The following is a 23,787-nucleotide window of genomic DNA, read 5'->3' as shown; positions in this document are numbered from 1 at the left end:
CGTTTTTTGTGCAGCTCTATTAAGGCATCACGGCCGATAGATAATCGCCGAGCCCCATGACAGGCCCACGCCGAAGCCACTGATGGCCACGCGCTTCCAGTCGGAGTCCATCGCATGCTTTTCCAGCAACAGAGGAATGCTCGACGACACGGTATTACCAGTCTCGACCATGTCTTTGATGAACTTCTCTACCGGCGCGTCTTCGAAACGCCGAGCCACGGCGTCGACAATCGCCGCACTGCCTTGGTGGATGCAGAACGCATCAATCTCGTCGGCCTTGAGGTCCGACTCGTTGAGCAGCTCGTGCAGGTGCGCCGGCACCTTGAGCAGGGCGAAGTTGAAGACCTGGCGGCCATTCATGAAGAACACACCGTCGCTGACCTTCAGATGCGGTGCGCCGGAGCCATCGGTGCCGAACTTGGCCTTGCCCAGCTGCCACGGCGCGTCTTCGCCCATCCAGGTGGCGGTGGCGGCGTCGCCGAAGAGCATGGTGGTGTTGCGGTCTTCGGGATCGACGATCTTCGAGTATGGGTCGGAGGTCACCAGCAGGCCGTTTTTCAGGCCGGTGGCTTCCATAAAACCTTTCATGGCGTAGATGCCGTAGACGTAGCCGGAGCAACCCAGGGAAATGTCAAAGGCCGCCACGTGAGTCGGCAGGCCCAGCTTGTCCTGGACGATGGCGGCGGTATGAGGCAGGCCTTCTTCATCACCGTTCTGGGTGACGACAATCAGCACGTCGATGGATTCGCGCTTCAAATCTGGGTTGTTGGCAAACAAGGCATTGACGGCCTCGACACACAGATCGGAGGTTTCCTGCGCGGCATCCTTGCGCGGCAGAAAAGCTGAACCGATCTTGCCAATGATGAACTCTTCATCCTTGGCGAATTTGGCACCCTGGGCGTAGTTATCAAGCCCATCTACTGGCACGTAACTGGCGATGCTTTTTATGCCAATCATTGTGGCTTCCCAATACTAAATAGCTGGAGAACACCCCTGAATGCATTCAGGAGTGCTGACAATAAAGGGGATAACCCCGCAAAAAACATGCCGAAAGCGGCCATCCATTCACTGGTCAAAGCCGCTGAATCCGGCTCGGCGGAGGTCTGGCGGTGGCCTATCCTTTTCACACGATACAGTGAAGATGCGCTTTATGACTCATAGGTCACTCAATTTCGTGCGCTTTGTGCAAAACCCTGGAAGTTGCGCACGCCTAAAACGACAACGGCCCACCCTGTTTCCAGGGTAGGCCGCTTTGTCACAGCACCCATTACATCTTGCTGAACAGGCTCAACTGGGAGATTTTCACGAACGCCAGTTGCGAGGCTTCCAGCATCGCCTTCTGGAAGGCCAGCTCAATCGACACCGTGGCTATGTCCGTGTCGGCAATGGACGAGATGGTCGACTTGTTGGCCAGGACCATGCTGGTGTTTTCCGATTCCTGTATCTGCAGTGAGTTCAGTCGCGCACCAATGGAGCCACGCACCATGTCCACCTGGGCATAAGAGGCCTGCAGGTTGGTGATGGTGGCGTTGGCCACATCGGTCAGCTTGCCCTGGGCGACCGGATCGCCATCGGACGGTGTTTCCAGGGCCTGACGCAACTGGCTGAGGGTATCCAGCGCGCTTTGGGTCTTGTGGGTGCTGGAACCCACTGCAAACTGATCGCCTATGCCCGGTGCGCCGCTGACCTCAAAGGTCACCCCAGCGGCGGTGATTTTGGCGGGGATTGCGGGGATGACCGGAGGGCCGGGAATAGCCGGCGTACCAGGAACCATGGTGCCGTTGGACACCGGCTTGCTGTCGGCATTTATTGGCTGGGCGTACACCTCGTAATCGGTCGCCGAGGTGAACTTGATCACCGCCCCTTTGTTCGGGAAGGTGCTTGAGTAATCCGCCTGGCTGGTGACTTGGCCCGCCGCCAACTGCGCGGTGGAGGTATTACTCGGCGTGCGCGACACGTTGAAGCTGTCCGGCTTGCCTTCCAGGGTGTAGACCCGGTCCTTGTACACTGCATCAGTGTCGGCGCCGGGCTTGATGTCCTTGAGGTTCTGGCTGACATCGAAGCTCACGCCCCGCAGGCTGATGGACGAACGGCCTTCCTTGGTCGCATCGAACACGCCGTTACCGGCGGTCTCGGAGGTAATGTCCTTGCCCGCCGAATCGCTCACGGTGTACTGGGTGCTGCTGATGAAGGTCAGTTTGTACGGCTGGCCCTCGGTGAAGCTGCTGTCATATTTTGACTGCGACGTCACCGCGCCGGCCGACACCCAAACCTTGCCATCATTGACTGCTGGCGGTTGCAACGTCGCCTGGGTACGTCCAGCGTTGGCCGTGCCTTCCAGGACGCTCTTGCCGGTGTCGTTCGCCACCATCGACAACGTGTCGGATATCTTCAGGCTCAACGGCGTTTCATCACCCTGATAGCTGTAGGTACCATCGCTGTTGCGGGCATACGGCGGCGTATCGCTCTTGCCACCAGCAAACAGGTAGTGGCCGGACGAATCCTTGCTGTTGAGCAGGCTAAACACCTGCTTTTCAATCTCGCCGATCTCCGAAGCCACTGCCTTGCGGTCATCATCGCTGATACCGCCACCGCCTTTACCGGCCACTTTGAGCGCCAATTCACTGGCACGCTGCAAGGCCGTATTGATGCCCTCGAGCACACTTTCCTCGCTGTTGAGCGAGTTCTTCATGCTGCTCATATTGCCGGCGTACTGGCCCAGCATGTCTTGCTGTTGTTGCAACAGCAGCAAGCGCGCAGCGCCCACCGGATCATCCGCGGCAGTCTGGATACGCACGCTAGAGTCGATCTTTTGCTGGGTATTGGTGACGTTGGAAAAGTTGCTCGAATAGCGCGAAGCACTGGTATTGAAATACTGTTCAGTCGAGATGCGCATCGTCTCAATCTCCCTTAAAGACTGTTAATCAGCGTGCTGAAGGTTTCTTGCGCAGCCTTGATGATCTGCGACGACGCGGTGTAGTACTGCTGGAATCTGATCATGTCGCCCGCCTCTTCATCCAGGTTGACCTGGGACACCGAACTGCGACTGGCCTTGGCGGCGTCCAGCATGGCGCCGGTGGCGCTGTTGTCGACATTGGCCTGGCTGGCCTTGCCGCCCACCGCGGACACCAACTGGCTGTAGGCGGTGGTCATGCTCACGCCTGCGTTGTCGTCGGTAGCACCCACGGTTTTCTTGGTTTGCAGGCCAAGCAGTTGCAGGGCATTGCGGTTGTCCAGGGCAGCTCCGGCATTGAACGACACGCTGAAGCTGTCGCCATCTTTCGGCGCGCCACTGATGACGGTGTCGACGCCAAAGGTCATGGGATTGTTGGCAGCGTCCTTGATCACGTTGCCGGCCGAATCCAGCATCGGCACCTTGATCGTCAGTTTGTTGTCCTGACCCGGAATGACGGTGCCGTTGCCGATGACATTGCCTTTAGCGTCGTTAACCACATAGCTCTGGGTGCCGTCGGCGGCCGGTTTACCGAAGACCATTTTCACCGGCATCGACTGCTTGATCGCCGCTTCCAACTGGGCCGTGGTGGCGCCACCGTGGATGTCCAGAGGCAAGGACAGGGTCGGTGCGCCGAACACACCGGTGCCGCTGTTGTTTTTATTGCCTTCGGCCAGCAACGGCCCCGAGAACGCCAACTTGTTCGGGTCGGTCATCACGACCTTGAGATCCGTCGCACCATTGGCGGTGGGGCTGACCTTGAACGTGTCCCCGTTGGCCATGGCGCCCTTGCCGTCCAGGGCCAGGGTGATACCGTCGATCACCGGAGGCGGCGTCGTGGTGGTGTTGAAAGGGCCCATGGCCTTGCCGTCCGAGCGCACCACGGTGTAATTGTTGGCGTCGGAGAAGGTCACTTTGTAATCGAGTGTCGACAGCTTGCTGGCGTCGGCGATGGTCACATTCAGGTTGCCGGCGCTGCTGTTGTTCGGGCCGCCGACACTGCGCTGGCTAATAGCCGTCGCGCTGTTAATGTTATTGAACAGCAAGTTACCGAACTGGCCGTTGGCGTCCAGGCCCTGGCCCAACTGACTGTTGATGCTTTCGGAGACCACCAGGGCGGTTCGGCCTAGGTCGTTGATGGCCGGCATCAGTACATCGCTGCGATAACGCAGCAAGCCACCGATGGTGCCGCCGCTGATGACCGAACTGACGTCCATCTGCTGCGAGCCGCTGGCCAGCATGACCGAGTACTGGCTCTTGTCGTCCTGGCTCGGCACCGCCGACAACTTGTTGGAAATACCGTCCGACACCAGGGACTGACCGGTGCCCAGGCTGACGTCGAAATGACCATTGGCCTCAGTAACCCTCACACCCACCAGTTCATTAAGCGAACGCACTGCTTCATTGCGCGCATCCAGCAGGTTCGCAGGTTCGGCGTTGCCCATGCCCTTGGCCTGGCTGATCTGCTGGTTGAGGGAGGCGATGGAGGACGTCAGCTGGTTGACCTGGCCGGTCAGGGTTCCCAACTGACTGTTGATGCCTTCCTTCTGTTTATTCAACTCGGAAGCAATGGAATTGAAGCGGTTGCCCAAGGTTTGGGCGATGGTCAGCACCAGTTGGCGCGCAGAGTTGTCGCTCGGGTTGGAGGACGAGGTCTGCAACGCGGCAAAGAAGCTGCTGAGGGCAGCGCCGACACCGGTGGTCTTGTCCGACAGCAGCTTGTCCACCGAACCGATCTGATCCAGATACGCCTTGGCGTCGCTGTTGAGCGAGGTGGTGGTCTGCAACTGGGTGTCCAGGTACTGGTTGTAGACCCGGCGTACATCCGCCAGGGTCGTGCCGGTACCGACAAACACGCCATCGAACCCCGTGCTGCCGTTGGCATTCTGGGTGGTCTGCTGACGCGAGTATCCCGGGGTCTTGGCGTTGGCAATGTTGTTACTCAAGGTCGCTAGCGACCCTTGGGACGCATTGAGCCCCGACATCCCGATATTGAGCAAACCCATGGTTCAGACCTTATAAATGAGTGGAAGCGCCCGCGGCAGCGTAGTTCTGGTAGCTGTTCATCGTTTTGGCTATCTGCGAAATCTTGCTGGCGTAGTCCGGATCGGTTGCATAACCGGCTTTTTGCAATTCGCGCACAAACTGTTCCGGCTTATCGGCCGACTTCAGGACTTCTTTATATCTTTCATTGCTTTGCAGCAATGTTACGAGGTCATGGAAGCTGTCCTGGTAAGAATCGTAGGAGCGGAATTGCGCCGTTTCCTTGACCATCTCGCCATTACGAAACTCGCTGGTGATCGCCCGCGCCTGAGCACCCTGCCAACTCTGACCGGCCTTGATGCCGAACAGGTTGTGGCTGCTGGTGCCGTCTTGCTGACGCATCACCGATTTACCCCAACCGGTTTCCAGGGCCGCCTGGGCCACCAGATAACGTGGGTCGATGCCAATGCGCTCGGCGGCCTGCTTGGCCATCGGCAGCATGGTGGCAACAAATTCATCCTGTGAACTGAAGGTTTTCTTCGCCGGCGCCAGCGGTGGCTGGGCCATGGCACGGCCGTAGACCTGCATACGGCTGCTCGGCACGGCAAAGGTGCGAGCCGCGCCATTGATCACACCATCTTCGGCGGCACTGTTACGCAGTGGCGCGGCCTTGGCGGTGCTGGCGACGTCCGCGCCAGGCACGATGCCGGCCAGCAGTCGGTCGGTCAGTTTGCTCGGCAACGAGATGCGCCGCTGGTTCATCAGGGCCATGTCGTTGCGCACGGTGCCGTCGTCGACCCGTTCCGCTACCGCCACGCGAGAGGCCCACAATGGACGCTGGCCATTGGAGCGACCCAGCGGACCGTCCGCCAGGGTGCCGGCAGCAATCGGGGTGGGCACGTCGACTTTCTTCGGCGCCTGCTCCGGGCCTTGCAAGGTCGAGGCAGCAGCAGCCTCCACCGGTTTGTTCTTCTGCATCTGGCGCATCAGCACGTCCGCCAGGCCAATACCACCGCCCTCCCGGGACAGTGACACCGCCAGTTGCTGGTCGTACATTTCCTGGTACTGCTTGGCCGCCGGGGTATTCATCGGGTTATCTTTGCCCAACGCCTCGGTGGCCGAGCGCATGGACTTGAGCATCTCGTTGAGGAACAGCGACTCGAATTCCTGCGCAACCTTGCGCATGTTGCCTTCGCTGTTCTTGTCGCCGACCTTGAGCTGGTTAAGCCGGTTGAGGTCGGAATAGGAACCCGAGTCCGCCGTACTGGTTAAACCGCTCTTGCGCATGTCCATGGTTACGGCCTCAAATCACGATCAGGTCGGCTTGTAAGGCGCCGGCCTGTTTCAGGGCTTCGAGGATCGCCATCAAGTCGCCTGGGGCTGCGCCCACCTGGTTCACCGCACGGACAATTTCATCCAGGGTGGTGCCGGGGCCGAACTTGAACATCGGCTTGGCTTCTTGCTGGGCATTCACGCGCGAGCGCGGAACCACAGCGGTCTGGCCGTTGGACAGCGCCCCCGGCTGGCTGACAATCGGGTCTTCGGTAATGGTCACGGTCAGGCTGCCGTGGGTCACCGCTGCCGGCGAGACCTTGACGTTCTGGCCGATCACGATGGTACCGGTGCGCGAATTGATGATGACCTTGGCCACTGCCTGGCCCGGATCGACTTCGAGGTTTTCCAGGATCGACAAATAGTCGACGCGCTGGCTCGGGTCCAGTGGCGCGGTAACGCGAATCGAGCCGCCGTCAATGGCCTGAGCCACGCCTGGGCCGAGCAGGTCATTGATTTTGTCCACCACGCGCTTGGCGGTGGTGAAATCGGAGCGGTTGAGGTTCAGGGTCAGGCTATTGCCCTGGTTGAAACCGCTGGGCACGGTGCGTTCCACCGAAGCACCGCCAGGAATCCGTCCGGCCGAGGGCACGTTGACGGTGATCTTCGAACCGTCGCGGCCTTCGGCGTCAAAACCGCCCACCACCAGGTTGCCCTGGGCAATCGCGTAGACGTTGCCGTCGATACCTTTCAACGGCGTCATCAGCAAGGTGCCACCCCGCAGGCTTTTCGAGTTACCGATGGAGGACACGGTGATATCCACCACCTGGCCCGGCTTGGCGAACGCCGGCAAGTCGGCACTGATCGACACGGCCGCGACGTTTTTCAACTGCACGTTGCCCGAACCTGCCGGCACCTTGATGCCGAACTGCGAAAGCATGTTGTTGAAGGTCTGCAGGGTGAACGGGGTCTGGGTGGTCTGGTCACCGGTACCGTTGAGCCCCACCACCAGGCCGTAGCCGATCAACTGATTGGTGCGCACGCCGGAAATACTGGCGATATCCTTGAGCCGCTCAGCCTGGACGCCTGCGCTCAGGGCCAGTAACAACACCGCCGCCATCAGCTGTTTGAGTTTCAAAGCATTCACCTTGAGGACCACCTAGAAAGGGAACAGCGGGCTAAGGAAGAAACGGTCAAACCAGCCCGGCTGACTGGCGTCAGCAAACGAACCCGTACCCGAGTAGGTAATGCGTGCATCGGCAATCCGCGTCGATGGCACAGTGTTGTCGGTGGCAATATCGTCCGCCCGCACCATGCCGGCAATACGCACCAGTTCGTCACCGGTGTTGAGGGTCATCCACTTCTCGCCGCGCACAGCAATGATGCCGTTGGGCAACACGTCAGCGACGGTCACAGTGATCGAGCCGACCAGGCTGTTGCCCTGCCCGGCCTTGCTGCTGCCATTGGTGGCGCGGTCGCCGCTGTAGCCGACGTCCAGGCTCAAATCACCACTGCCCAACGGGTTGTTGGTGTTCAAGCCGCCGCCGAACAACGAGCTCAGGCCGATACCGGTCTTGCTGTTTTTCGCCACCTGGGAGTTGGCATTCTTGCTGGCCGTAGTGCGCTCGTTCAGGGTGATGGTGATGATGTCGCCCACACGGAACGCCTTGCGGTCGCTGTACAGGTTCTGTTCGAAGCCGGCCTGGTAGATCGAGCCATTGTTGGCGGCCGCAGGCAGCGGCGTGCGCGGCAGCACCGGCGCGTAGTACGGGTCATTGGGCTTTGGCGTCGGCGCGACACAGCCCGCGAGCACGGCGATCCCACTCAATGCCAAAACAGAAACAAAGTGATTCATGACCCTTACCTCACGGTGTTGCAGGCGCCATCAGGCCGCCCCATAGACTTGATTACAGATTCTGCGTTACGAACGAAAGCATCTGGTCGGCGGTGGAAATCACCTTGGAGTTCATCTCGTAGGCACGCTGAGTGGTGATCATGTTGACCATCTCTTCAACGGTGCTGACGTTGGACGTTTCCAAAGTGTTTTGCAGGGTGGTACCAAAGCCGTTGAGCCCCGGCGTACCCACTTGCGGCGCGCCGCTGGAGGCGGTTTCCAGGAACAGGTTGTTACCGGAGGCTTGCAGGCCGGCCGGGTTGATGAAGTCAGCGGTCTGCAGGTTGCCGATCACTTGCGACGCCGGGTTGCCGGCGATGGTGACGGACACGGTGCCGTCGGTGCCGACCGTGAAGGTCTGGGCATCGTTGGGCACGACAATCGCCGGCTCCAGGGCAAAACCGTTGGCGGTGACAACCTGGCCATTGGAGTCCAGGTGGAACGTACCGTCACGGGTGTAGGAGGTGGTGCCGTCCGGTTGCAGAATCTGGAAGAAGCCGCGACCGTTGAGCGCCAAGTCCAAAGGCTGGCCAGTTTGCTGCAGGTTGCCGGCGCTGAAGTTTTTCTGGGTGCCAACAATGGACACACCAGTACCCACTTGCAGACCCGACGGCAAGGCGCTGTCCTGGGTCGACTGGGCGCCAGGCTGACGCTTGATCTGGTAGAGCAAGTCCTGGAACTCGGCGCGATCACGTTTGAAACCCGTGGTCGAAACGTTCGCCAGGTTGTTGGAGATCGTGGTCAGGTTGGTGTCCTGGGCGGACAGACCTGTTTTGGCAACCCATAGAGCCGGAAGCATGCTGTTCTCCTTCGTGCGCCTGTTTTATGGCGCCGCGTTACGAAATTAGTAATCAGTGGGTGGCGATCAGGTCATCTGCAGGACGCGAGTCATTGCCTGGTCGTCTTCCTTGGCGCTGTTCATCATTTTGATGTGCAGCTCGAACTGCTTGGACAGGGCCAGCACCGCCGTCATTTCTTCGACAGCATTGACGTTGCTCGACTGCAGGAAGCCCGACACCAGTTTGACGCTGGCATCCGCTACGGCAGGCTGGCCGTCATTGGTGTGGATCGCGCCGTCCAGGCCTTTACTCATGGTCTTTAAATCAGGGTTGACCAGCTTGATCCGGTCCACTTCAGCCATCACCCGCGGGCCTTCGCCCATGGCGCGGATGCTGATGGTGCCGTCTTGGCCTACTTCGATCTTCTGCTCAGGCGGCACGGAGATCGGCCCGCCGTTGCCCATGATCGGCATCCCGTTGCCGGCCCGCAGCATGCCGAGGGCATCGACGTTCATGCTGGCAGTGCGCACGTAGGCTTCGCCGCCGTCTGGGGTTTGCACGGCAATCCAGCCGTCACCGCCGACGGTGACGTCGAGGTCGCGGCCGGTTTCGAGCATGGAGCCGGCGGAGAAATCCGTCGCCGGCCGCTCGGTCAAGGCAAATGCCCGCGCCGGAAAGCTGTCGCCAAATACCGGCATCGAGCGGGCCTGTTCCAGGTCACGCTGAAAACCGTTGGTGGAAATGTTCGCCAGATTGTTGGCATGAGCCTTCTGAGCCAGTGCATTCTGGCTGGCGCCGGTCATTGCCACATAAAGGTACTTGTCCACGCTCATTCCTCTCTCTGACGGACGCTTGCCGTCCACCGCTGTACTGAAGAGTCTTTAGCAATTTGCGCACCAACTTTTAAAAACGGAGGAAAGTCCAGGCGGAGCAAGGGTTTGCGGGTAAATGAAGGAAAACGGGGATTTGCGATAAGTCGAAAAAACGGCGGAGTTATGCCGCTTACGGCAAATGCGGGTCGTAGGTAGTCAATAAGCTGAGTCGCCGCTTCATGTAGCCCTGGCAGCGGCGCTACGCAGAAAACTTTCCCTCCCCGTAAGCCCAATCTGATTTTCCGGACCACTCGTCCAGCCCCTCTTTTGCTGTTGCAGACTCCGACGCCTTTCCCTTGCAGAGACGTCACGGATGCCTGTTCCTGCCACTGCGGCCTCGTCGCACATTGCCTTTATCGAACATGAGCTGGATGGCTTTCATCAGAGCCTGGCTGTGTATCGCCAGCAAGTGGGCGCCTGGTACTCGCAGGCGGTGGACAAGGTAAGCCATGCCGCAGATTTGCCGTCGTTGCTGGGCATGGATGATTACACCGTGACTAAGTGGGGAAAAGACCAATATGGTAAGTCGTGGCCGGCAGAGTGGAGAGTATTAAGAGGTCCAAACAAGGGAGCAGAGGTAAACATCGACGATCCGTCGCTGGTTCCAACCACTAAAGGTCCTGCCTCACCACATGCTGGTTACCAGACAGCAGGAAAAAGAGGCTATGGCGGAGCCAAAAGAGGGCATATATTGCTTGAACTACTTCCTGTTAGCCGTTCGAAAATTGGCACATCTCAATGAATTATTTAGAAGAAGAAATCGATGAAGCTTTAATAGCTTTAGACATTGAGGGCAGAAAGCTAGACTCGAACGAGCTCAGCGCCCTGATCACATCTCTTAGTGAGAGATTTTTTAAAACCAAACAAAAAGCACTTAACCCTATTGATCTCAACATAAAAAGCGAGGAACACAATCCAAATTTTTGGAAAGAGATACAAGCCCATATACATAGTGAGAGACTGATTTTTATTGTTTTCGATTCAGCCCACAGAGCTTGGGAGATATGTGGCTCCAAAAATCTTGCTCGCATTTTATCTGAAACAACGGGCTATCCTTTCTGGGTAACTGACCGAGACCTAACGTTCTTAGTCCACATGGATGACCATGACTGCGTAAGCTGGGCATAGACCACCTCTAAGAAGCAGCAATGGCAGCTACTTCAGAATCCATGCCCCTTCCTTACCCGAAACCAGGCAATACCTAAGCTTGAACGGTACAACTCCGAACAATAAGGTTTCACCTTCAGGAAAGCAAATGGGAAGAACGCAAAGCGAATACAACGAAATAACACACTTCAACAAGGAATAAAAAAACGAAACTGATATGTGTTCCGTTGACCACACAAGCTTTGAGCCTTCTGGACCTTGACGCATGCCCTGAATCCGAGCTTGAGCACCTACACTTGAATGAGGAAGAATACGAGCAATTAAAAAGTTCAGGAGCAATTGAGACAATAAACCTGAAACTCAAAAAAATAATTGATGATTATGAGAATGAAAATATTCAAGGTACCGAGAACCTGAGAAAAACACTGGAAATACTTAACTCCACAAAAACCCCTGAAAATTCCGAACCATTAAACAAGCTAATAAAGCTAAACGAAGCAGCAATTAAAAACAACACAGGAAGATTTTTCTTTTCCTGACAAAGACAACTTCCTCAACCAAGCGCAGGAAGCTCTACAAGGCCAAAAACAAGTGACACCATAAAAACAAAGGGGACGGATCCTGCCCCCCCAACAAATCTACCCCAATGCAAGCGCCTGTTGATGCACCTCGGCTCGCAACGTGCGTTCAAGTGGAGCTCACATAAACGTTTGGTCTGGGAAGAAAAAAGGATCTCACTACCTTTTCGAAGGCTCACCAGAGCTTGTGCTTAGGATAAATAGAAGGTTTTCAAAAAAATGAGTTACTTCGATGACTATTTGATATGCACGCTAAAAAAAGAATGCATTCACCATGTACAGCTGTCGAGCAGTGACCAGGAGTTCTTTGTCAATGAACTACAAAAAAAAGTCACTTTTATCGGAAATAAAATCAACTGGGAAACTCTGCAAAATCCAATCAGCCTTAGCGCCTTAGAAAAAGACAGCGCTTTAACCGAAATATCAAAAAGACTGAGCAGCCTGGCTATCCAGAATGTGATTTTCTTGGGTGACGCAACTATTGATCACGCTTACTCCATCAACATCACCGACATCAGAAAAGCAATTGAGGTTTTTTCAGAGATCCCTCAACACACGTATATCTTCCCTGAAAATCTATGCTGGATAGGCTGTTTGGCATTTGAGGGCTACATGAATTACGCAGACCTTCAGTAAGGCCCCTTCCCAAACGCCCCCAATGATTTAACAAAGGCTTTAGGTGCCCCCCCAAAGCCTCTACACAAAATATGGCACCCAAAGAATGGAATGGCGGCCTAATACCGATACTCTAATACGCTTTGAAAGCCATCCAGGAGACTTAGGCCCTTTCAGTCCAAGACATCACGGGGAGCACTATCACATCGAACTTAAGCCAAATAATTTGAGCTGGAAGCAAGCCGAAAAACAAAAACTGCTCTTGAAAGTAAAACCCGAAAACTATCAACCCGGACATGGAACTGGTTTCTTGCCAGGCGAAAAGCACCCAGGAACTCAAAATGAAAAAATTTCCCGTTTCAGACGGAACAATCGAAAAAATAACGTGCAACCGAAACACATTGCTAATGGAGTTTACAGATTGGCAAGAGCAATCATGGATCATATCTTTTCAAGATTTGATTGCCTTCCAAGGTATTGGCGCCGTTGGTTCTGAAATATCTGAAATGTACGAAGCATCCGAGACAAGTCTCTCTGGAGAAGCGATGAGAATTAATTCCAATGAGACTGGAAAAAACTACTGCTTCACTTCGAGTCGCAGAGGAGAAGTGATCTTAATAGTAGTGGCAGGTGACTATGACGCTGAAAAGATATAACCAAATCCGAGAACCAATTACTTTGGATAAATAATAAAGGGGACGAGAGGTAAAGTGCAGACAAGTCCGCCCACACACTTTGATCTTTATCAGGTCAGTTGCCCAAGCGCTGCGCAGCCACAATCAACATCATCGGCCGCTCCTGCTCTTGCGCCAACTCCGAGCGGATCTTGAGGTCCGCCTCACTTGGCCCCCACTCATCGACATGACTCAAGGTAAAACCTGCCTGGATCAACAGGTTGATCAAGGTGCCCAAGGTGCGGTGCTGCTTGATCACACCCTCCGCCAGCCAATTGGTGACCCGCGGCCCTTCCTGCTGATAGCCGTTCACTGGCCAGCTCTTGCGCCCCTGGTCATCAATCAGCCAACCCGGCTCACGAGGCGCCATGAAGATCGGGTGTTCGATGGAAAACACCAGCCGACCACCAGGAACCAGCGACTCATGGACACGAGCGAACAGGCCCTTGAGGTCGACGATATAGTGCAAGGCCAGCGAGCTATAGGCCAGGTCGAAGGTGGCGGCAGGAAGGTCCAGTTGCTCAAGGTCGGCAATGGCGTAAGTAATGACTGGCGATGAGGTCATCTCGGTTGCCCGCGCCAGCATCTTTTGCGAGACATCCAGCCCCAATACCTGACCAGCGCCCTGCTCCTGGGCCCATCGGCTGAACCAGCCATAGCCGCATCCCAGATCCACCACTTTCAAGCCTGGCATGGGCGGCAGCAATGCCTGCAAGGCGGGCCACTCCGGCGCGCCGGCGAGGCCTTCCACTGAGCGCCCCATTTTGCTGTAGCCCTCGAAGAAGGCCGGGGTGTCGTAGATGTTCTGGGTCATGGGATCGCTCCGTGCTGAGTGGTGCCTATTCTGCCGACTCAGGCCCCCGCCAACAACGCATTCACTTCAGCGCTACCCGGTGAAGTTGCCGGCCCCCAACGCGTGACCGCCAGTGCCGCCGCCGCATTCGCTCGGAGCGCCGCCGCGGCTGGCGTCAATCCATTAGCCAGGCCGGCGATAAACACCCCGGCATGAGCATCGCCCGCACCGTTGCTGTCCACCGCCTTAACCTTGAACCCTGACACATGCTCGGTCTGCCCGTTACGGCCGATCCAGCAGCCGTTGGGCCCATCGCGCACCACCAGCAGCGTTTGCGCAGGCAGGTGGTCGTTGAGTTTGAGCAGCGCGTCGGCGATAGCCCCGGTGCCGGTAAAGGCCAGTGCCTCTGGACCGTTGCTGGTCCAGATATCGATGCGGGGCAGCAAGACGGCCATCAGCGATGAGCCCGGCGCATTGACCAACGGGCCCGGATCGAACACCACAGCGATCTCCCTCGGCAACCCCAGCAACCAATCGAGCAAAGGCTGAGCCTTGCCCTCAAGCAACAGGCTATAGCCGCTGACGTAAACATAGTCGTCGGTGCGGGGGACCGTACGGGCCAAGTCCTCGGCGCTCAGCTCACCTTCGGCGCCCATATGGGAAATGAAGGTGCGCTCAGTGGTCGCTTCGGTCAGTGCCACACACAGGCCGGTGTCCTCACCCTCGCTGGCGGCCAGGGCCATTTCGATGCCTTCCACCTGCATCGCCGCACGGGCCAGGTCGCCGAAACGCCCCTTGCCGTGCCGTCCCAGATACACCACCGGCAAGCCGTTGCGCTGGGCGGCTGCCATCACGTTAAAGCCGCCACCGGCTTCGAAACTGGCGGATTGCGCCAGCACATCGCCGCCTGACGCGGGCAGCTTGTCGAGGGACATGACCAGGTCGACGATGACCTGGCCTGTGTGAAGCAATCTAGACATTAGCGTTCTCTAACAAAGCAGAGCGACGATCCGCAGCGCCACCCAATACCGCATAAATCCCGCCGGCCACCAGGAAGGTGACGATCCAGCCCAGGCCGTTATGCCCCAACCAGGAATCGGACAGCGGCCCGGCGAACCAGATGTTCTCGGCAGTGGTGCCGATGGTGGTGAAGCTGAAGCCCAGCACAATCGCGATCACCCAGGCACCAAATGCGCGCCATTCGATACCGCCGCGATACCAGTAGGCACTGCTGGGTGTGACGTCCAACAAATCCTTGGGGCTGTAGTAATGGCGATGGATCAGATCGACGACAAAGATCCCCACCCAGGCGGTGATCGGCACTGCCAGCAACGAGATGAAGGTGATGAACGGGCCGTAGAAGCTGTCGGCGATCAGCATGAAGTAAATCGAACCGGCGAAAATCGCGACGATGTCGACAATCACGGCATGCACGCGCTTGACCTTCAAGCCGAGGGTCAATGTGGTCAGGCCTGCCGAATACACCGATAGGTTGTTGGACAGCAATAGCCCGCCAAACGCGGTGATCAGGTACGGCACGGCCATCCAGGTCGGCAGCATGTCGCGGATCACGATGATCGGGTCAGTGGCCGAGGCCAGGTCATTGTTGCCCACCGACAGCAAGCCACCGAGGGTAATCAGCAGCACCAGCGGAATCCCTGCACCGAAGGCTGCGGACGCCACCAGGCGCACGGCCTTGACGCTGCGATGCTGGTAGCGGGACATGTCGGCACCGGCGTTGGCCCAACCAATCCCGGTGCCGGCGGCCATGGTGCCGACGCCGATGATCATCGCGCTCAGCGGTGCCGGGGTGGCGTTGAACACGGCGCTCCAGTCGATGGTCGCGCAGAGGAAACCACCCACCAGGATATTCAGCGCGCCGAACACGTAGGTCGCCCACTTCTGGATCACCAGCAAGGTGGCATGGCCCAGGCCCGAGACAGCCAGGGTCAGCAGTACGAAAATGCCGATAAACAGCAAGGTCAGCAGCGGTGCGCTTTTTGCGGCCACCGGCGAGTTGAACAAGATTGAGCACAACGACAGCAGCACGAACGCGGCGGTGGTGGTGTTGACGGTTTCCCAGCCCAGGCGCGACATCAGCGACACCAGGGTCGGGCCGATATTGCCGCGTACACCAAAGATCGCCCGGGACAGAGTCAGGCTCGGTGCGCGACCACGACGGCCGGCGATGGAGATGATGCCCACCACCGCAAACGAGCCAGCAGCGCCGAGGATCGCGACGATGATTGCCTGCCAGATGGCCAGGCCGCGAAACGCCACCAGAGTCGCTCCCAGCGGCAAGCCGAGGATGCTGATATTAGCGGCGAACCAGACCCAAAACAGTTGCAGCGGATGACCGTTGCACTCGCCTTCCGGGACCGGCTCGATGCCGCGTGTTTCCAACTGCCCGACGCTTTGGCCGGAAGATGTCGAACTCATGACGGGGTGCTCCTGGTGCCTGTTTTGTTGTGGTTGTGGCAGTTTCGCAAGTTGAATCAACACCCCGGCATTCCTGTGGAACCGGATACTGTATTGAGATCTGTGGCGCTCAGCGCAACGCCAGCAGCCCCTGGACCAACAGCTGCAAGTCCAGGCCGTTAACCTGTTTGACCTGCTCAATCAGCGACTCAGGCCAACACTGCATCCCCAGGCAAGCGCCAAGCATCGCGCCGAGAATCGCGGCAATCGTGTCGGTGTCGCCGCCGAGGCTGGCGGCCATGCACAGGGCTTCGAAAGCATCCATCTCGCCCACTGCCACTTGCTGTGCGAGAGCAAAGGACACCACCACCGATTCCTGGGAGGCAACGGAGGTGCCTATCAATTCGTAGAGCAAGTCGGCGAACAGGGCCTTGTCGCTGCTGCCGACACTCAACGTCCGCGCCCAACTGATGCGGGTGGCGATACGTCCGCCGGCGACCCAGTTACCGTGACTTTCGGCCTGTTGCGCGATCTGCGTGCCGATGTTCAGTGCCTCACCCAAATCAACGCCGTTGATGCCGGCCGAAACCACCGCTGCCACTGCGGCTGCACTGGCGATACCCAAGGTGGTGTTGTGCGTGACCTGGCATGCCTGGATCACCGACTGGATAAAGGCTTGCGGGTCAGTGACATCCGCGGCAATGCCCACCGGCGTGATGCGCATCGCCGCGCCATTGGTGGTGCCGTAGCGTCCGGACTCTTGCGGGGTGTGGCCGGCCAGGATCATATCGATGGCCCGCTTGGTCGACGGGCCCAGAAGGTCCTGGGAGCCTTTGGCGCGCATCACCGCTTCCCAGTCGATCAAGCGTTGAGCGAGTTCGGTCGGGTCGATTTTGCCCTGGCCGTCCACCAGCAGTTGACCTACCAGAATCGCCTGCTCGGTGTCATCGGTGATTGAGCCCTTGGGCATGTTCGGCGCAATCGGCTGATCAGCGCCGGCATCTTCCAGGGCAGTGATTGCTCCGAAGCGGGCCTTGACCTGTTCACGGCTCAGGGACTGGGTAGGCATGCCCAAGGCATCGCCCAATGCCAGGCCATAGAAAGCACCGAGAGCGCGAGTATGCGGGGTTATTACGAGCTTCAAAATTGAAGGTGCAAGCGAAAGTGCAGAGGGTCGAGCCAGCTTTCGACGTACTCCATGAAACGGTCCTGACGGTCATAGGTAGTACGCAGGGCCTTGAGGAAAACCGTGCCAGCAGGACGACCCAGTAACTGGGCGTCGATGTCGCTCAAGGGCTCGGCGCCGATCCATTGATCGCCGCCAGCACCCACATAGCCGTAAGCCGCGAGGGTGATAGTCAGGGAGTTGTCGATCAGGCCGACCCGAGGAAGGCTTTCCAGGTCACCGGAGGCGGGCATCAGCGAGCGCTCCAGAGACACGGCAGTGCCGTCGGTGGTGCGCCGGCGGCGGTCGAGGGCGATGAACTGATCGCTACCGTAGCGGCTGAGCAAATCCGGGCGGGTTACCGCTTCCAGGCGCAGGACGTCGGTGGTCACCAGGGCGCCGGTATCAGCCAGGCCCTGGGCCCAGCCACTGCGTTGGTCAAGTACCATGCCGTCAAAGGTGACGATGGAGCCGACACCACTCTGGGTGGCGATGTAGTTGCGACGCTTGAGCTCGGCGAGGGCCTCACGTAGCGTGCCGCGACTGACCGAAAACTCTTCGGCCAGTTGATGTTCACCTGGCAGCAGGAAACCGTCGGCCATGACTCCGCCCTCGATACGGCGGATCAGTTCGTCAACGACGCGTTTTTTCTTATCAAATCGAACATGTCTAATCATGTACAAATTGATAACCGAAAGCGCCTCGCTACAGCAAGCAAATTATTTCAGGGGAAAGGGGAAATCGGTCTCAGGGTTCCAGGCCGATGGGGAAAAACACCCCGCAGCTCCATACGCCAAGCCAGTTCTGACCGTTGATCGGACGAGACACCGCCAGCTCCACCAACTGGTAGAAAACGTTGCGATGAACCAAGGCTTCGAGGTTGGTGCGCACCCGCAAATAAGGCGCTGGCTCTTGAGTATCTGGATCAATCACCACCCGCAGCGGATGCTCTAGGCCAGCCTCGACCTGATCTTCAACGTTGGTGGTAAAGCGCAGGACCTGGCTTTCGCCCTGCCCTTCAACTTCCAGGGTCAAGGCGATGAAGGGTGCGTCGTCGACCTTGATCCCAACCTTTTCCACCGGGGTAATCAGGAAGTAATCATCGCCATCGCGGCGGATGATGTTGGAGAACAGCTTGACCATGGGTTTACGGCCGATGGGCGTGCCCATGTAGAACCAAGTCCCGTCACGGGCAATTCGCATGTCGATATCGCCACAAAAATCCGGGTTCCACAGGTGAACCGGCGCCGGTCCCTTGCCCTTGGGCAGTTGTGCCAACAGGTCGTTGGCCTTGGCCGAATCGCTCATGCTGCCTCCTTTGACTTACTGATCGCTCATGCCCAACAGGCTGCGAGCGTATTGCGCAAGCGGCGGCCCAAGCAGATCTTCGGGTTTGTTGTCGTGGAACGTCAGTAAACCGCCACGACTGCGAATCCGTGCAGTATCAATCAAATACTGGGTGCTGGTCTCGATCAACATGATCTGGATGACGCCGCTGTCGATCCCCAGCCGGTCCACGGCCTGCTGGTCGGTCCATTCGTCGGCATTGCCGATCCGGTCGTCGGCCTTGGCAAAGCGCGTATACAACAGGTAATGGGCGCCGACGCTGCGGGCTTCGGCCATCGCCTCCTCCAGGCCTTCCGGCGAGCGGGCGCGGCGGACCATGGGGAAGTATTCGATAAAGCCGTTGAATGCTTCTTCGGCCACCACGTTGGGACGTGGATAGGCGCTGCCCGGCGGGGTGAATGCGCCTTGGGCGATAAAGATAAAGGAGTCCGGCTGTATGCGGATCGAGTTGGAACGGCGGGTATTACTGTGATCCAGCAACCCGGCATCGCTCATCTGATAGCGAGTGCCTTCGGCCATATCGCTGACTGTCATGCAGCCGCCCAGCGCTAACGACGCCAGCAACAAAACCAGACTACGCATCCTATCCTCCAGAGGCCGGTGACGGAAAACCGGCGAATAGGCACGAGATGCAGATTTTGCGCCAGCTTGAGCGACTAGCCGCCAATGATCTTCATGATCGTGGCCCCACCGGAAAACGCCACTTCCTGCTTGTCACCCAAGGCCTTGACCAGCAAGCGCTGCAAGGCCGGCAAAGCCTGGTGACGCGGCTTGTCCAGCAGGTCGCCGACATAGTGGCGATTGCTCGACGACAGGCAGCCATGCAGCCAACCGGTGGACGACAGGCGCAACCGTGAGCAGGTACGGCAGAACGGCACGCTTTCGTTGGCGATCACGCCGAAGAAGCCCTTGCCGGGCACTTCATAACGTACCGCAGTGGCATCCACCGGGGCATCGGCTTGCAGGTAGTCGTGATGGGCGCCAATCAGGCTCAGCAACTGCTGCAGGCTGACGAACTGCTGGAGGAAGGCATTGGAGTCGCTGGCCAGGTGGCCCATGCGCATCAATTCGATAAAGCGCAGCTCGTAGCCACGCTCCAGGCAATAGTCGAGCAGCGGCAGAACCTGGTCCAGGTTCTGCCCGCGCAACGGCACCATATTGACCTTGATTTTGATCCCTGCGGCGCGCGCCTGGTCCATGCCATCGAGCACGGTGGCCAAGTCGCCGCCACGGGCGATACTGCGAAAGGCATCAGCGTCCAGGGTATCGAGAGAAACGTTGATCCGGCGAATCCCTGCATCCACCAACAACGGCAGCTTGCGGGCCAGCAGTTGGCCGTTGGTGGTCAGGCTGATATCGCTCAGGCCCATCTTGCCTACCGCGCCCATAAAGGCTTCAAGCTTGGGGCTGACCAGCGGCTCGCCACCGGTAATACGCAGGCGATCGATGCCGGCAGCCTCGATCAGATAGGCGACGCCCCGCGCCATGGCCTCGGCCGAGAGCTCGTCCTGCGCAGCCACCAGCCGCTTGCCGTTTGGCACGCAGTAGGTACAGGCGTAGTTGCAGGCTGAGGTCAGGCTGATTCGCAAATTGCGAAAACGCCTGCCTTGACGATCAACGATCATGGATCACTCCGGCAGAGGATAATTCGGGCGCACTAAAACCTGACTGATAAATCAGATTTTAGCAAGATCCTTACCTGAGTATATTCCTGGGTTACTGCACCCAGCAGTAAATTATCTGGCAATTGACTTAGGCGGCAGGCGTTTCGGCACTCGGCAGCTCGGTGCTGTGCTTGCGCTTGTTGCCCATGCGCACGCCGATGTCCATCAGGAACTGGAAGAACCCTTCCTGATCTTCCAGCACGTTGCTCCAGAACGGCGAGTGGTACAGCGCCACGGCGCCGTGCACCAACGCCCAAGCGGCGCAGTAATGGAAATATGGCGGCACGTCTTCGAGCTTGCCTTCGCTGATGCGGCCCTTGATCAACTGGGTCAGGCGTTCGAAGTTCGAGGCACGAATCTTGTGCAGTTCCTCGACCATCTCGGGCACCTGGTTGCCCTTGACCACCTTCTCTTCCAGGCGATCAAACAAGCGGTAGCGTTGCGGGTCGCGCATGCGGAATTCGAAATAGGCACGGGACAAGGCTTCCTTGTCCTTGTCGACATCGGCCGAGTGCAGCAACTCATTCAAATCCCGCTCGTAGTCGAGCATCAGGCGCAAATAGATCTCGGCCTTGGACTTGAAGTGCTTGTAGATCGTGCCTTTGCCGATACCCACGGCATCCGCAATCATCTCGACAGTGACGCTGTCTTCACCCTGTTCGAGAAACAGCTTGAGTGCGATGTCGAGAATTTCCTGCTCGCGGCGGCGAAACTCACGGACCTTACGGGGTTCTTTGTGCATAAGAAAAAGGTCTGCAGAGGTCAGTAATGGAAGGGTTACGTACCGCATGCTTCGATTGGAGATGCGTGACGGAACGTTTTACCCGGTCCGAGGGATTATCCGGACTGTACGGTCGTTGGGCAACGTCTATATGAACAACCCTTGCACTTAACTTACAGCCCGCCAACGATTGGAGCTATATGGGTCAGAAATAATACGTACCACCCTGCAGCGTGCATCGTCTCAATGAGAACTCAACCGAAGCGGGCGTATTCCAAATCTGTTTAAAAAACGATCAGATGCGGCTGGACTGAACGGGATACTGATCAATACTTGAAATGTCGGCGTGACATCTCCCCCAAGTGACGCGCCGATATGGGCACCGACGGACTGCGTGCCCTTGTTTTACTCCTAATGGTCTTAACCCGGATTCACCCCCCAGAACCCGGGTTTTTTTTGCCTGGGATTTAACCCGCGCTCATTAACCAACGTGAGCCTGCGCAAACAGGCGCTTGAAGTTCTCTGTGGTCTGCTCGGCAAAGCGCTCGTAGGACTCGCCCCGCAACATCGCCAGATAGTCCGCCACATCGCGCACGTATTCCGGCAGGTTCGGCTTGCCACGATGAGGGATAGGCGCCAGGTAAGGCGAGTCGGTTTCCACCAGCAGGCGGTCCGCCGGTACTTGGCGTGCCACATCCCGTAGGGCGTCGGCATTGCGAAAAGTAACGATACCCGACAAGGAGATGTAGAAGCCCAGGTCTAGGGCAGCCTTGGCCATGTCCCAATCTTCAGTGAAGCAATGCAGCACACCGGCCTGGGGCAGCGCGGCTTCCCGAAGCAGTGCCAAGGTATCGGCACGGGCGCCACGGGTGTGAACGATCACCGGTTTACCGGTCTGTTGCGCGGCTTGCAGGTGCAGACGAAACGACGCTTGCTGCAACTCGGCCGCTTCCGGTTCGTAGTGATAATCCAGGCCGGTCTCGCCGATCGCGACTACTCGGGGGTGATTGAGCTCACCCAGCAGCCAGTCCAGAGCAGGCGCTTCGCCAGGTTTGAGGTCCAGGGGATGGATGCCCACCGAGCAATCGACATCGGCATAGCGCTCGGCCAGGGCTTTGACGTCGGCGGCGTTTTCGGCGCTGACGCCAATGCACAGGAAGTGCCCTACCCCGCGCTGGCGAGCAGCGTCGAGAGCGGCATCCAGGGAACCGTTGTGTGCAGTAAGGTCGAGACGGTCAAGGTGACAATGGGAATCTACGAGCATAGGAAGTTACAACTTGCGTCACAGGGAGTGTCTGGCCAACGGTAAACCCGTGGGCCCCGAAAAGATCAGCGGCGGCCGAGCAACCCGACCCATTGCACCAGCAACGCCTCAAGCAGCAGCACCCGATTGAGGTTGGCCTTGCCCAGGACTTTCTGGCGCTGGGCGAGTATCCAGTCCTGAATATTCAAGACCTTGTCCTGAGCGCTCTTTTGCGCCAGGTATTGCAAAACCTTGCGCATATCCATCAAGCCCAGACCGCTTTCGTCCTGGGTCAGCTGGTAGCGCAGAATCAGGCTGGACCAGTCGCAGAACCAGTCGAACAGCAGCAGCAGTGGAATATCTTTCCAGGCTGTTTCGGCCAGTTGTGTGGCGGATAGCTCTTGCTTGAGCAGTTTTTTCACGCCATCAACCACCAACGCCCGCTGCTCGCGCACGCCCTGAGCCTGCAACTTGACTGCGGCCAATGGCGAGCCGGCAGCCAGGGTCAGCAACTCGATACGCGCCTCTGCACTGCACTCCGGCAACGCTTGGCCCAACCACTGCAAACTCATGGCCTCGCTCGGCAACGGGCAAGCCTGTTGCACGCAGCGACTGCGAATGGTCGCCAGCAAGCGGCTGGACTGGTGACTGACCAACAGCAGCACGGTGTCGCCAGACGGCTCCTCCAGGCTTTTGAGCAAGGCGTTGGCAGCGTTGATGTTCATCGACTCTACCGGCTCGATCAACACCACCTTGCGCCCGCCCATCTGTGCGGTCTGCACCACAAAGCTGACCAGGTCACGAACCTGATCGACCTTGATGGCCTTGTCGGCCTCTTCCGGTTCCAGCACGTAGTTGTCCGGATGACTGCCGGCCTTGAGCAGCATGCACGATTTGCACTCGCCGCAGGCTTCCAGGCCGTGCGGACGCTGGCACAGCAGGCTGGCCATCAAGCGCTCGGCCAACGCCCGCTTGCCGATACCCACCGGCCCATGGAGCAAATAGGCATGGGCGTGCTGGGCACGACCGGCCAGTTGCTGCCACAGACTGTCCTGCCATGGGTAGGCTTCAGCCACGGTAAAGCTCCAACAGTTTCGGCATCAGGGCATCCAGTGCCTGCTGAACCTGAGTCAGAGGCTGCGCCGCGTCCACCAGGCAATAGCGCGCCGGGTCTGCCTTGGCGCGCTTGAGGTAGGCACTGCGCACGGCGTCGAAAAATACCCGGCCTTCCAGCTCGAAGCGGTCAAGGCGCCCACGAGCGCTGGCTCGGGCCAGGCCGACTTCCACCGGCAGGTCGAACACCAGGGTCAAGTGTGGGCGCAAGTCGCCCTGGACAAAGGTTTCCAACGTCGCGATACGCTCAAGGGACAAGCCACGGCCGCCACCCTGATAGGCGTAAGTGGAATCGGTAAAACGGTCACAGATCACCACTGCACCACGGGCCAGGGCCGGGCAAATCACTTCGGCCAGGTGCTGGGCGCGGGCGGCAAACACCAACAGCAGCTCGGTGTCCGGGTTCATCTGCTCGTCGCCCGGAGCCAGCAACACCTCGCGGATCCGCTCGGCCAGGGGCGTACCGCCCGGCTCGCGAGTCAGCAATACCTCGATGCCCTCGGCCCGCAGGCGTTCGGCCAAGTATTCGCGGTTGGTGCTTTTGCCTGCGCCTTCCGGGCCTTCCAGGGTAATAAACAAGCCAGTCACAGGCAGTC

General features: G+C 58.3%; 25 protein-coding genes. 5 read left to right on the top strand and 20 right to left on the bottom strand.

What is annotated here, in order from left to right:
- Positions 1 to 27: 27 nt before the first annotated feature.
- The 8 genes from ACZRKZ_RS03185 to ACZRKZ_RS03150 form a co-directional block, all read right to left on the bottom strand.
- Positions 28 to 957 carry a ketoacyl-ACP synthase III gene (locus tag ACZRKZ_RS03185; RefSeq protein WP_463980686.1) on the bottom strand — a complete coding sequence of 310 codons (930 nt, stop codon included), beginning with the start codon at positions 955 to 957 and terminating at the stop codon, positions 28 to 30.
- Positions 958 to 1,267: 310 nt separating this feature from the next.
- Positions 1,268 to 2,896, bottom strand: a complete 1,629-nt coding sequence (locus tag ACZRKZ_RS03180; protein ID WP_463980685.1) for a flagellar hook-associated protein 3 — start codon at positions 2,894 to 2,896, stop codon at positions 1,268 to 1,270.
- A gap of 14 nt (positions 2,897 to 2,910) precedes the next feature.
- Complete coding sequence (gene flgK / locus ACZRKZ_RS03175) at positions 2,911 to 4,959, bottom strand: flagellar hook-associated protein FlgK (RefSeq protein WP_463980684.1); 2,049 nt, start codon at positions 4,957 to 4,959, stop codon at positions 2,911 to 2,913.
- A gap of 10 nt (positions 4,960 to 4,969) precedes the next feature.
- Entirely contained in the window at positions 4,970 to 6,229 is a 1,260-nt protein-coding gene (flgJ, locus tag ACZRKZ_RS03170) for a flagellar assembly peptidoglycan hydrolase FlgJ (protein WP_463980683.1), read from the bottom strand.
- A 10-nt stretch (positions 6,230 to 6,239) separates the two neighbouring features.
- The gene (locus ACZRKZ_RS03165; protein WP_133099453.1) at positions 6,240 to 7,328 is read right to left on the bottom strand and encodes a flagellar basal body P-ring protein FlgI; all 1,089 of its coding nucleotides are present in this window, start codon (positions 7,326 to 7,328) and stop codon (positions 6,240 to 6,242) included.
- Between the two features lie 39 nt (positions 7,329 to 7,367).
- The gene (flgH, locus tag ACZRKZ_RS03160; protein WP_463980682.1) at positions 7,368 to 8,063 is read right to left on the bottom strand and encodes a flagellar basal body L-ring protein FlgH; all 696 of its coding nucleotides are present in this window, start codon (positions 8,061 to 8,063) and stop codon (positions 7,368 to 7,370) included.
- A gap of 52 nt (positions 8,064 to 8,115) precedes the next feature.
- Entirely contained in the window at positions 8,116 to 8,901 is a 786-nt protein-coding gene (flgG, locus tag ACZRKZ_RS03155; protein ID WP_133099165.1) for a flagellar basal-body rod protein FlgG, read from the bottom strand.
- A 66-nt stretch (positions 8,902 to 8,967) separates the two neighbouring features.
- The gene (locus tag ACZRKZ_RS03150; RefSeq protein WP_133099166.1) at positions 8,968 to 9,708 is read right to left on the bottom strand and encodes a flagellar basal body rod protein FlgF; all 741 of its coding nucleotides are present in this window, start codon (positions 9,706 to 9,708) and stop codon (positions 8,968 to 8,970) included.
- Between the two features lie 358 nt (positions 9,709 to 10,066).
- Here ACZRKZ_RS03150 and ACZRKZ_RS03145 point away from each other — a divergent pair, with 358 nt between their 5' ends.
- The 5 genes from ACZRKZ_RS03145 to ACZRKZ_RS03125 all read left to right on the top strand — a co-directional run bounded on the left by ACZRKZ_RS03145 (position 10,067) and on the right by ACZRKZ_RS03125 (position 12,709).
- The gene (locus ACZRKZ_RS03145; protein WP_463980681.1) at positions 10,067 to 10,495 is read left to right on the top strand and encodes a polymorphic toxin type 47 domain-containing protein; all 429 of its coding nucleotides are present in this window, start codon (positions 10,067 to 10,069) and stop codon (positions 10,493 to 10,495) included.
- On the top strand, positions 10,492 to 10,881 hold the full coding sequence (locus ACZRKZ_RS03140; RefSeq protein ID WP_463980680.1) for a hypothetical protein: 390 nt from the start codon (positions 10,492 to 10,494) through the stop codon (positions 10,879 to 10,881). Before ACZRKZ_RS03145 ends, ACZRKZ_RS03140 begins: the two co-directional genes overlap by 4 nt.
- 206 nt (positions 10,882 to 11,087) lie before the next feature.
- Positions 11,088 to 11,399 carry a hypothetical protein gene (locus tag ACZRKZ_RS03135; RefSeq protein WP_463980679.1) on the top strand — a complete coding sequence of 104 codons (312 nt, stop codon included), beginning with the start codon at positions 11,088 to 11,090 and terminating at the stop codon, positions 11,397 to 11,399.
- A 258-nt stretch (positions 11,400 to 11,657) separates the two neighbouring features.
- Positions 11,658 to 12,074: a hypothetical protein gene (locus tag ACZRKZ_RS03130; RefSeq protein ID WP_463980678.1), complete on the top strand. Its 417-nt coding sequence runs from the start codon at positions 11,658 to 11,660 to the stop codon at positions 12,072 to 12,074.
- A 320-nt stretch (positions 12,075 to 12,394) separates the two neighbouring features.
- Entirely contained in the window at positions 12,395 to 12,709 is a 315-nt protein-coding gene (locus ACZRKZ_RS03125) for a hypothetical protein (RefSeq protein WP_463980677.1), read from the top strand.
- 94 nt (positions 12,710 to 12,803) lie between these two features.
- On the opposite strand, the gene ACZRKZ_RS03120 is transcribed toward ACZRKZ_RS03125, so the two are convergent.
- The 12 genes from ACZRKZ_RS03120 to tmk form a co-directional block, all read right to left on the bottom strand.
- Entirely contained in the window at positions 12,804 to 13,541 is a 738-nt protein-coding gene (locus ACZRKZ_RS03120; protein ID WP_463980676.1) for a class I SAM-dependent methyltransferase, read from the bottom strand.
- Between the two features lie 38 nt (positions 13,542 to 13,579).
- Entirely contained in the window at positions 13,580 to 14,500 is a 921-nt protein-coding gene (locus tag ACZRKZ_RS03115; protein ID WP_463980675.1) for a PfkB family carbohydrate kinase, read from the bottom strand.
- Positions 14,493 to 15,959: a purine-cytosine permease family protein gene (locus ACZRKZ_RS03110; RefSeq protein WP_463980674.1), complete on the bottom strand. Its 1,467-nt coding sequence runs from the start codon at positions 15,957 to 15,959 to the stop codon at positions 14,493 to 14,495. Before ACZRKZ_RS03110 ends, ACZRKZ_RS03115 begins: the two co-directional genes overlap by 8 nt.
- 109 nt (positions 15,960 to 16,068) lie before the next feature.
- Positions 16,069 to 17,070: an ADP-ribosylglycohydrolase family protein gene (locus ACZRKZ_RS03105; RefSeq protein WP_463980875.1), complete on the bottom strand. Its 1,002-nt coding sequence runs from the start codon at positions 17,068 to 17,070 to the stop codon at positions 16,069 to 16,071.
- Positions 17,071 to 17,078: 8 nt separating this feature from the next.
- The gene (locus ACZRKZ_RS03100; protein ID WP_463968407.1) at positions 17,079 to 17,780 is read right to left on the bottom strand and encodes a GntR family transcriptional regulator; all 702 of its coding nucleotides are present in this window, start codon (positions 17,778 to 17,780) and stop codon (positions 17,079 to 17,081) included.
- 70 nt (positions 17,781 to 17,850) lie between these two features.
- On the bottom strand, positions 17,851 to 18,411 hold the full coding sequence (locus ACZRKZ_RS03095; RefSeq protein WP_463980673.1) for a DUF1285 domain-containing protein: 561 nt from the start codon (positions 18,409 to 18,411) through the stop codon (positions 17,851 to 17,853).
- Positions 18,412 to 18,426: 15 nt separating this feature from the next.
- On the bottom strand, positions 18,427 to 19,032 hold the full coding sequence (locus tag ACZRKZ_RS03090) for a DUF4823 domain-containing protein (protein ID WP_463968405.1): 606 nt from the start codon (positions 19,030 to 19,032) through the stop codon (positions 18,427 to 18,429).
- A 74-nt stretch (positions 19,033 to 19,106) separates the two neighbouring features.
- Entirely contained in the window at positions 19,107 to 20,075 is a 969-nt protein-coding gene (locus ACZRKZ_RS03085) for a GTP 3',8-cyclase MoaA (RefSeq protein ID WP_149413495.1), read from the bottom strand.
- A gap of 127 nt (positions 20,076 to 20,202) precedes the next feature.
- On the bottom strand, positions 20,203 to 20,856 hold the full coding sequence (locus ACZRKZ_RS03080; protein WP_463980672.1) for a TetR/AcrR family transcriptional regulator: 654 nt from the start codon (positions 20,854 to 20,856) through the stop codon (positions 20,203 to 20,205).
- A gap of 460 nt (positions 20,857 to 21,316) precedes the next feature.
- The gene (locus tag ACZRKZ_RS03075; RefSeq protein ID WP_133099176.1) at positions 21,317 to 22,099 is read right to left on the bottom strand and encodes a TatD family hydrolase; all 783 of its coding nucleotides are present in this window, start codon (positions 22,097 to 22,099) and stop codon (positions 21,317 to 21,319) included.
- Positions 22,100 to 22,164: 65 nt separating this feature from the next.
- Positions 22,165 to 23,154, bottom strand: coding sequence for a DNA polymerase III subunit delta' (locus tag ACZRKZ_RS03070; protein WP_463968404.1), 990 nt, complete (start codon positions 23,152 to 23,154; stop codon positions 22,165 to 22,167).
- Positions 23,147 to 23,779, bottom strand: a complete 633-nt coding sequence (tmk, locus tag ACZRKZ_RS03065) for a dTMP kinase (RefSeq protein ID WP_463968403.1) — start codon at positions 23,777 to 23,779, stop codon at positions 23,147 to 23,149. The genes ACZRKZ_RS03070 and tmk overlap by 8 nt, the downstream gene beginning before the upstream one ends.
- Positions 23,780 to 23,787: the final 8 nt, after the last annotated feature.

Source organism: Pseudomonas sp. c313 (assembly GCF_055407145.1).
The sequence above is the reverse complement of the archived record's forward strand: the minus strand, read 5'-3'. Positions and strand labels throughout refer to the sequence as shown.

Coding starts and splice junctions, on each gene's coding strand:
- ACZRKZ_RS03110 (WP_463980674.1), bottom strand. CDS start 15,959: ATGAGTTCGACATCTTCCGGCCAAAGCGTCGGGCAGTTGGAAACACGC.
- ACZRKZ_RS03180 (WP_463980685.1), bottom strand. CDS start 2,896: ATGCGCATCTCGACTGAACAGTATTTCAATACCAGTGCTTCGCGCTAT.
- ACZRKZ_RS03075 (WP_133099176.1), bottom strand. CDS start 22,099: ATGCTCGTAGATTCCCATTGTCACCTTGACCGTCTCGACCTTACTGCA.
- ACZRKZ_RS03140 (WP_463980680.1), top strand. CDS start 10,492: ATGAATTATTTAGAAGAAGAAATCGATGAAGCTTTAATAGCTTTAGAC.
- flgK (WP_463980684.1), bottom strand. CDS start 4,959: ATGGGTTTGCTCAATATCGGGATGTCGGGGCTCAATGCGTCCCAAGGG.
- ACZRKZ_RS03080 (WP_463980672.1), bottom strand. CDS start 20,856: ATGCACAAAGAACCCCGTAAGGTCCGTGAGTTTCGCCGCCGCGAGCAG.
- flgJ (WP_463980683.1), bottom strand. CDS start 6,229: ATGGACATGCGCAAGAGCGGTTTAACCAGTACGGCGGACTCGGGTTCC.
- ACZRKZ_RS03145 (WP_463980681.1), top strand. CDS start 10,067: ATGCCTGTTCCTGCCACTGCGGCCTCGTCGCACATTGCCTTTATCGAA.
- flgH (WP_463980682.1), bottom strand. CDS start 8,063: ATGAATCACTTTGTTTCTGTTTTGGCATTGAGTGGGATCGCCGTGCTC.
- ACZRKZ_RS03085 (WP_149413495.1), bottom strand. CDS start 20,075: ATGATCGTTGATCGTCAAGGCAGGCGTTTTCGCAATTTGCGAATCAGC.
- ACZRKZ_RS03185 (WP_463980686.1), bottom strand. CDS start 957: ATGATTGGCATAAAAAGCATCGCCAGTTACGTGCCAGTAGATGGGCTT.
- ACZRKZ_RS03165 (WP_133099453.1), bottom strand. CDS start 7,328: ATGGCGGCGGTGTTGTTACTGGCCCTGAGCGCAGGCGTCCAGGCTGAG.
- ACZRKZ_RS03090 (WP_463968405.1), bottom strand. CDS start 19,032: ATGCGTAGTCTGGTTTTGTTGCTGGCGTCGTTAGCGCTGGGCGGCTGC.
- ACZRKZ_RS03100 (WP_463968407.1), bottom strand. CDS start 17,780: ATGATTAGACATGTTCGATTTGATAAGAAAAAACGCGTCGTTGACGAA.
- ACZRKZ_RS03120 (WP_463980676.1), bottom strand. CDS start 13,541: ATGACCCAGAACATCTACGACACCCCGGCCTTCTTCGAGGGCTACAGC.
- ACZRKZ_RS03095 (WP_463980673.1), bottom strand. CDS start 18,411: ATGAGCGATTCGGCCAAGGCCAACGACCTGTTGGCACAACTGCCCAAG.
- ACZRKZ_RS03115 (WP_463980675.1), bottom strand. CDS start 14,500: ATGTCTAGATTGCTTCACACAGGCCAGGTCATCGTCGACCTGGTCATG.
- ACZRKZ_RS03125 (WP_463980677.1), top strand. CDS start 12,395: ATGAAAAAATTTCCCGTTTCAGACGGAACAATCGAAAAAATAACGTGC.
- ACZRKZ_RS03130 (WP_463980678.1), top strand. CDS start 11,658: ATGAGTTACTTCGATGACTATTTGATATGCACGCTAAAAAAAGAATGC.
- flgG (WP_133099165.1), bottom strand. CDS start 8,901: ATGCTTCCGGCTCTATGGGTTGCCAAAACAGGTCTGTCCGCCCAGGAC.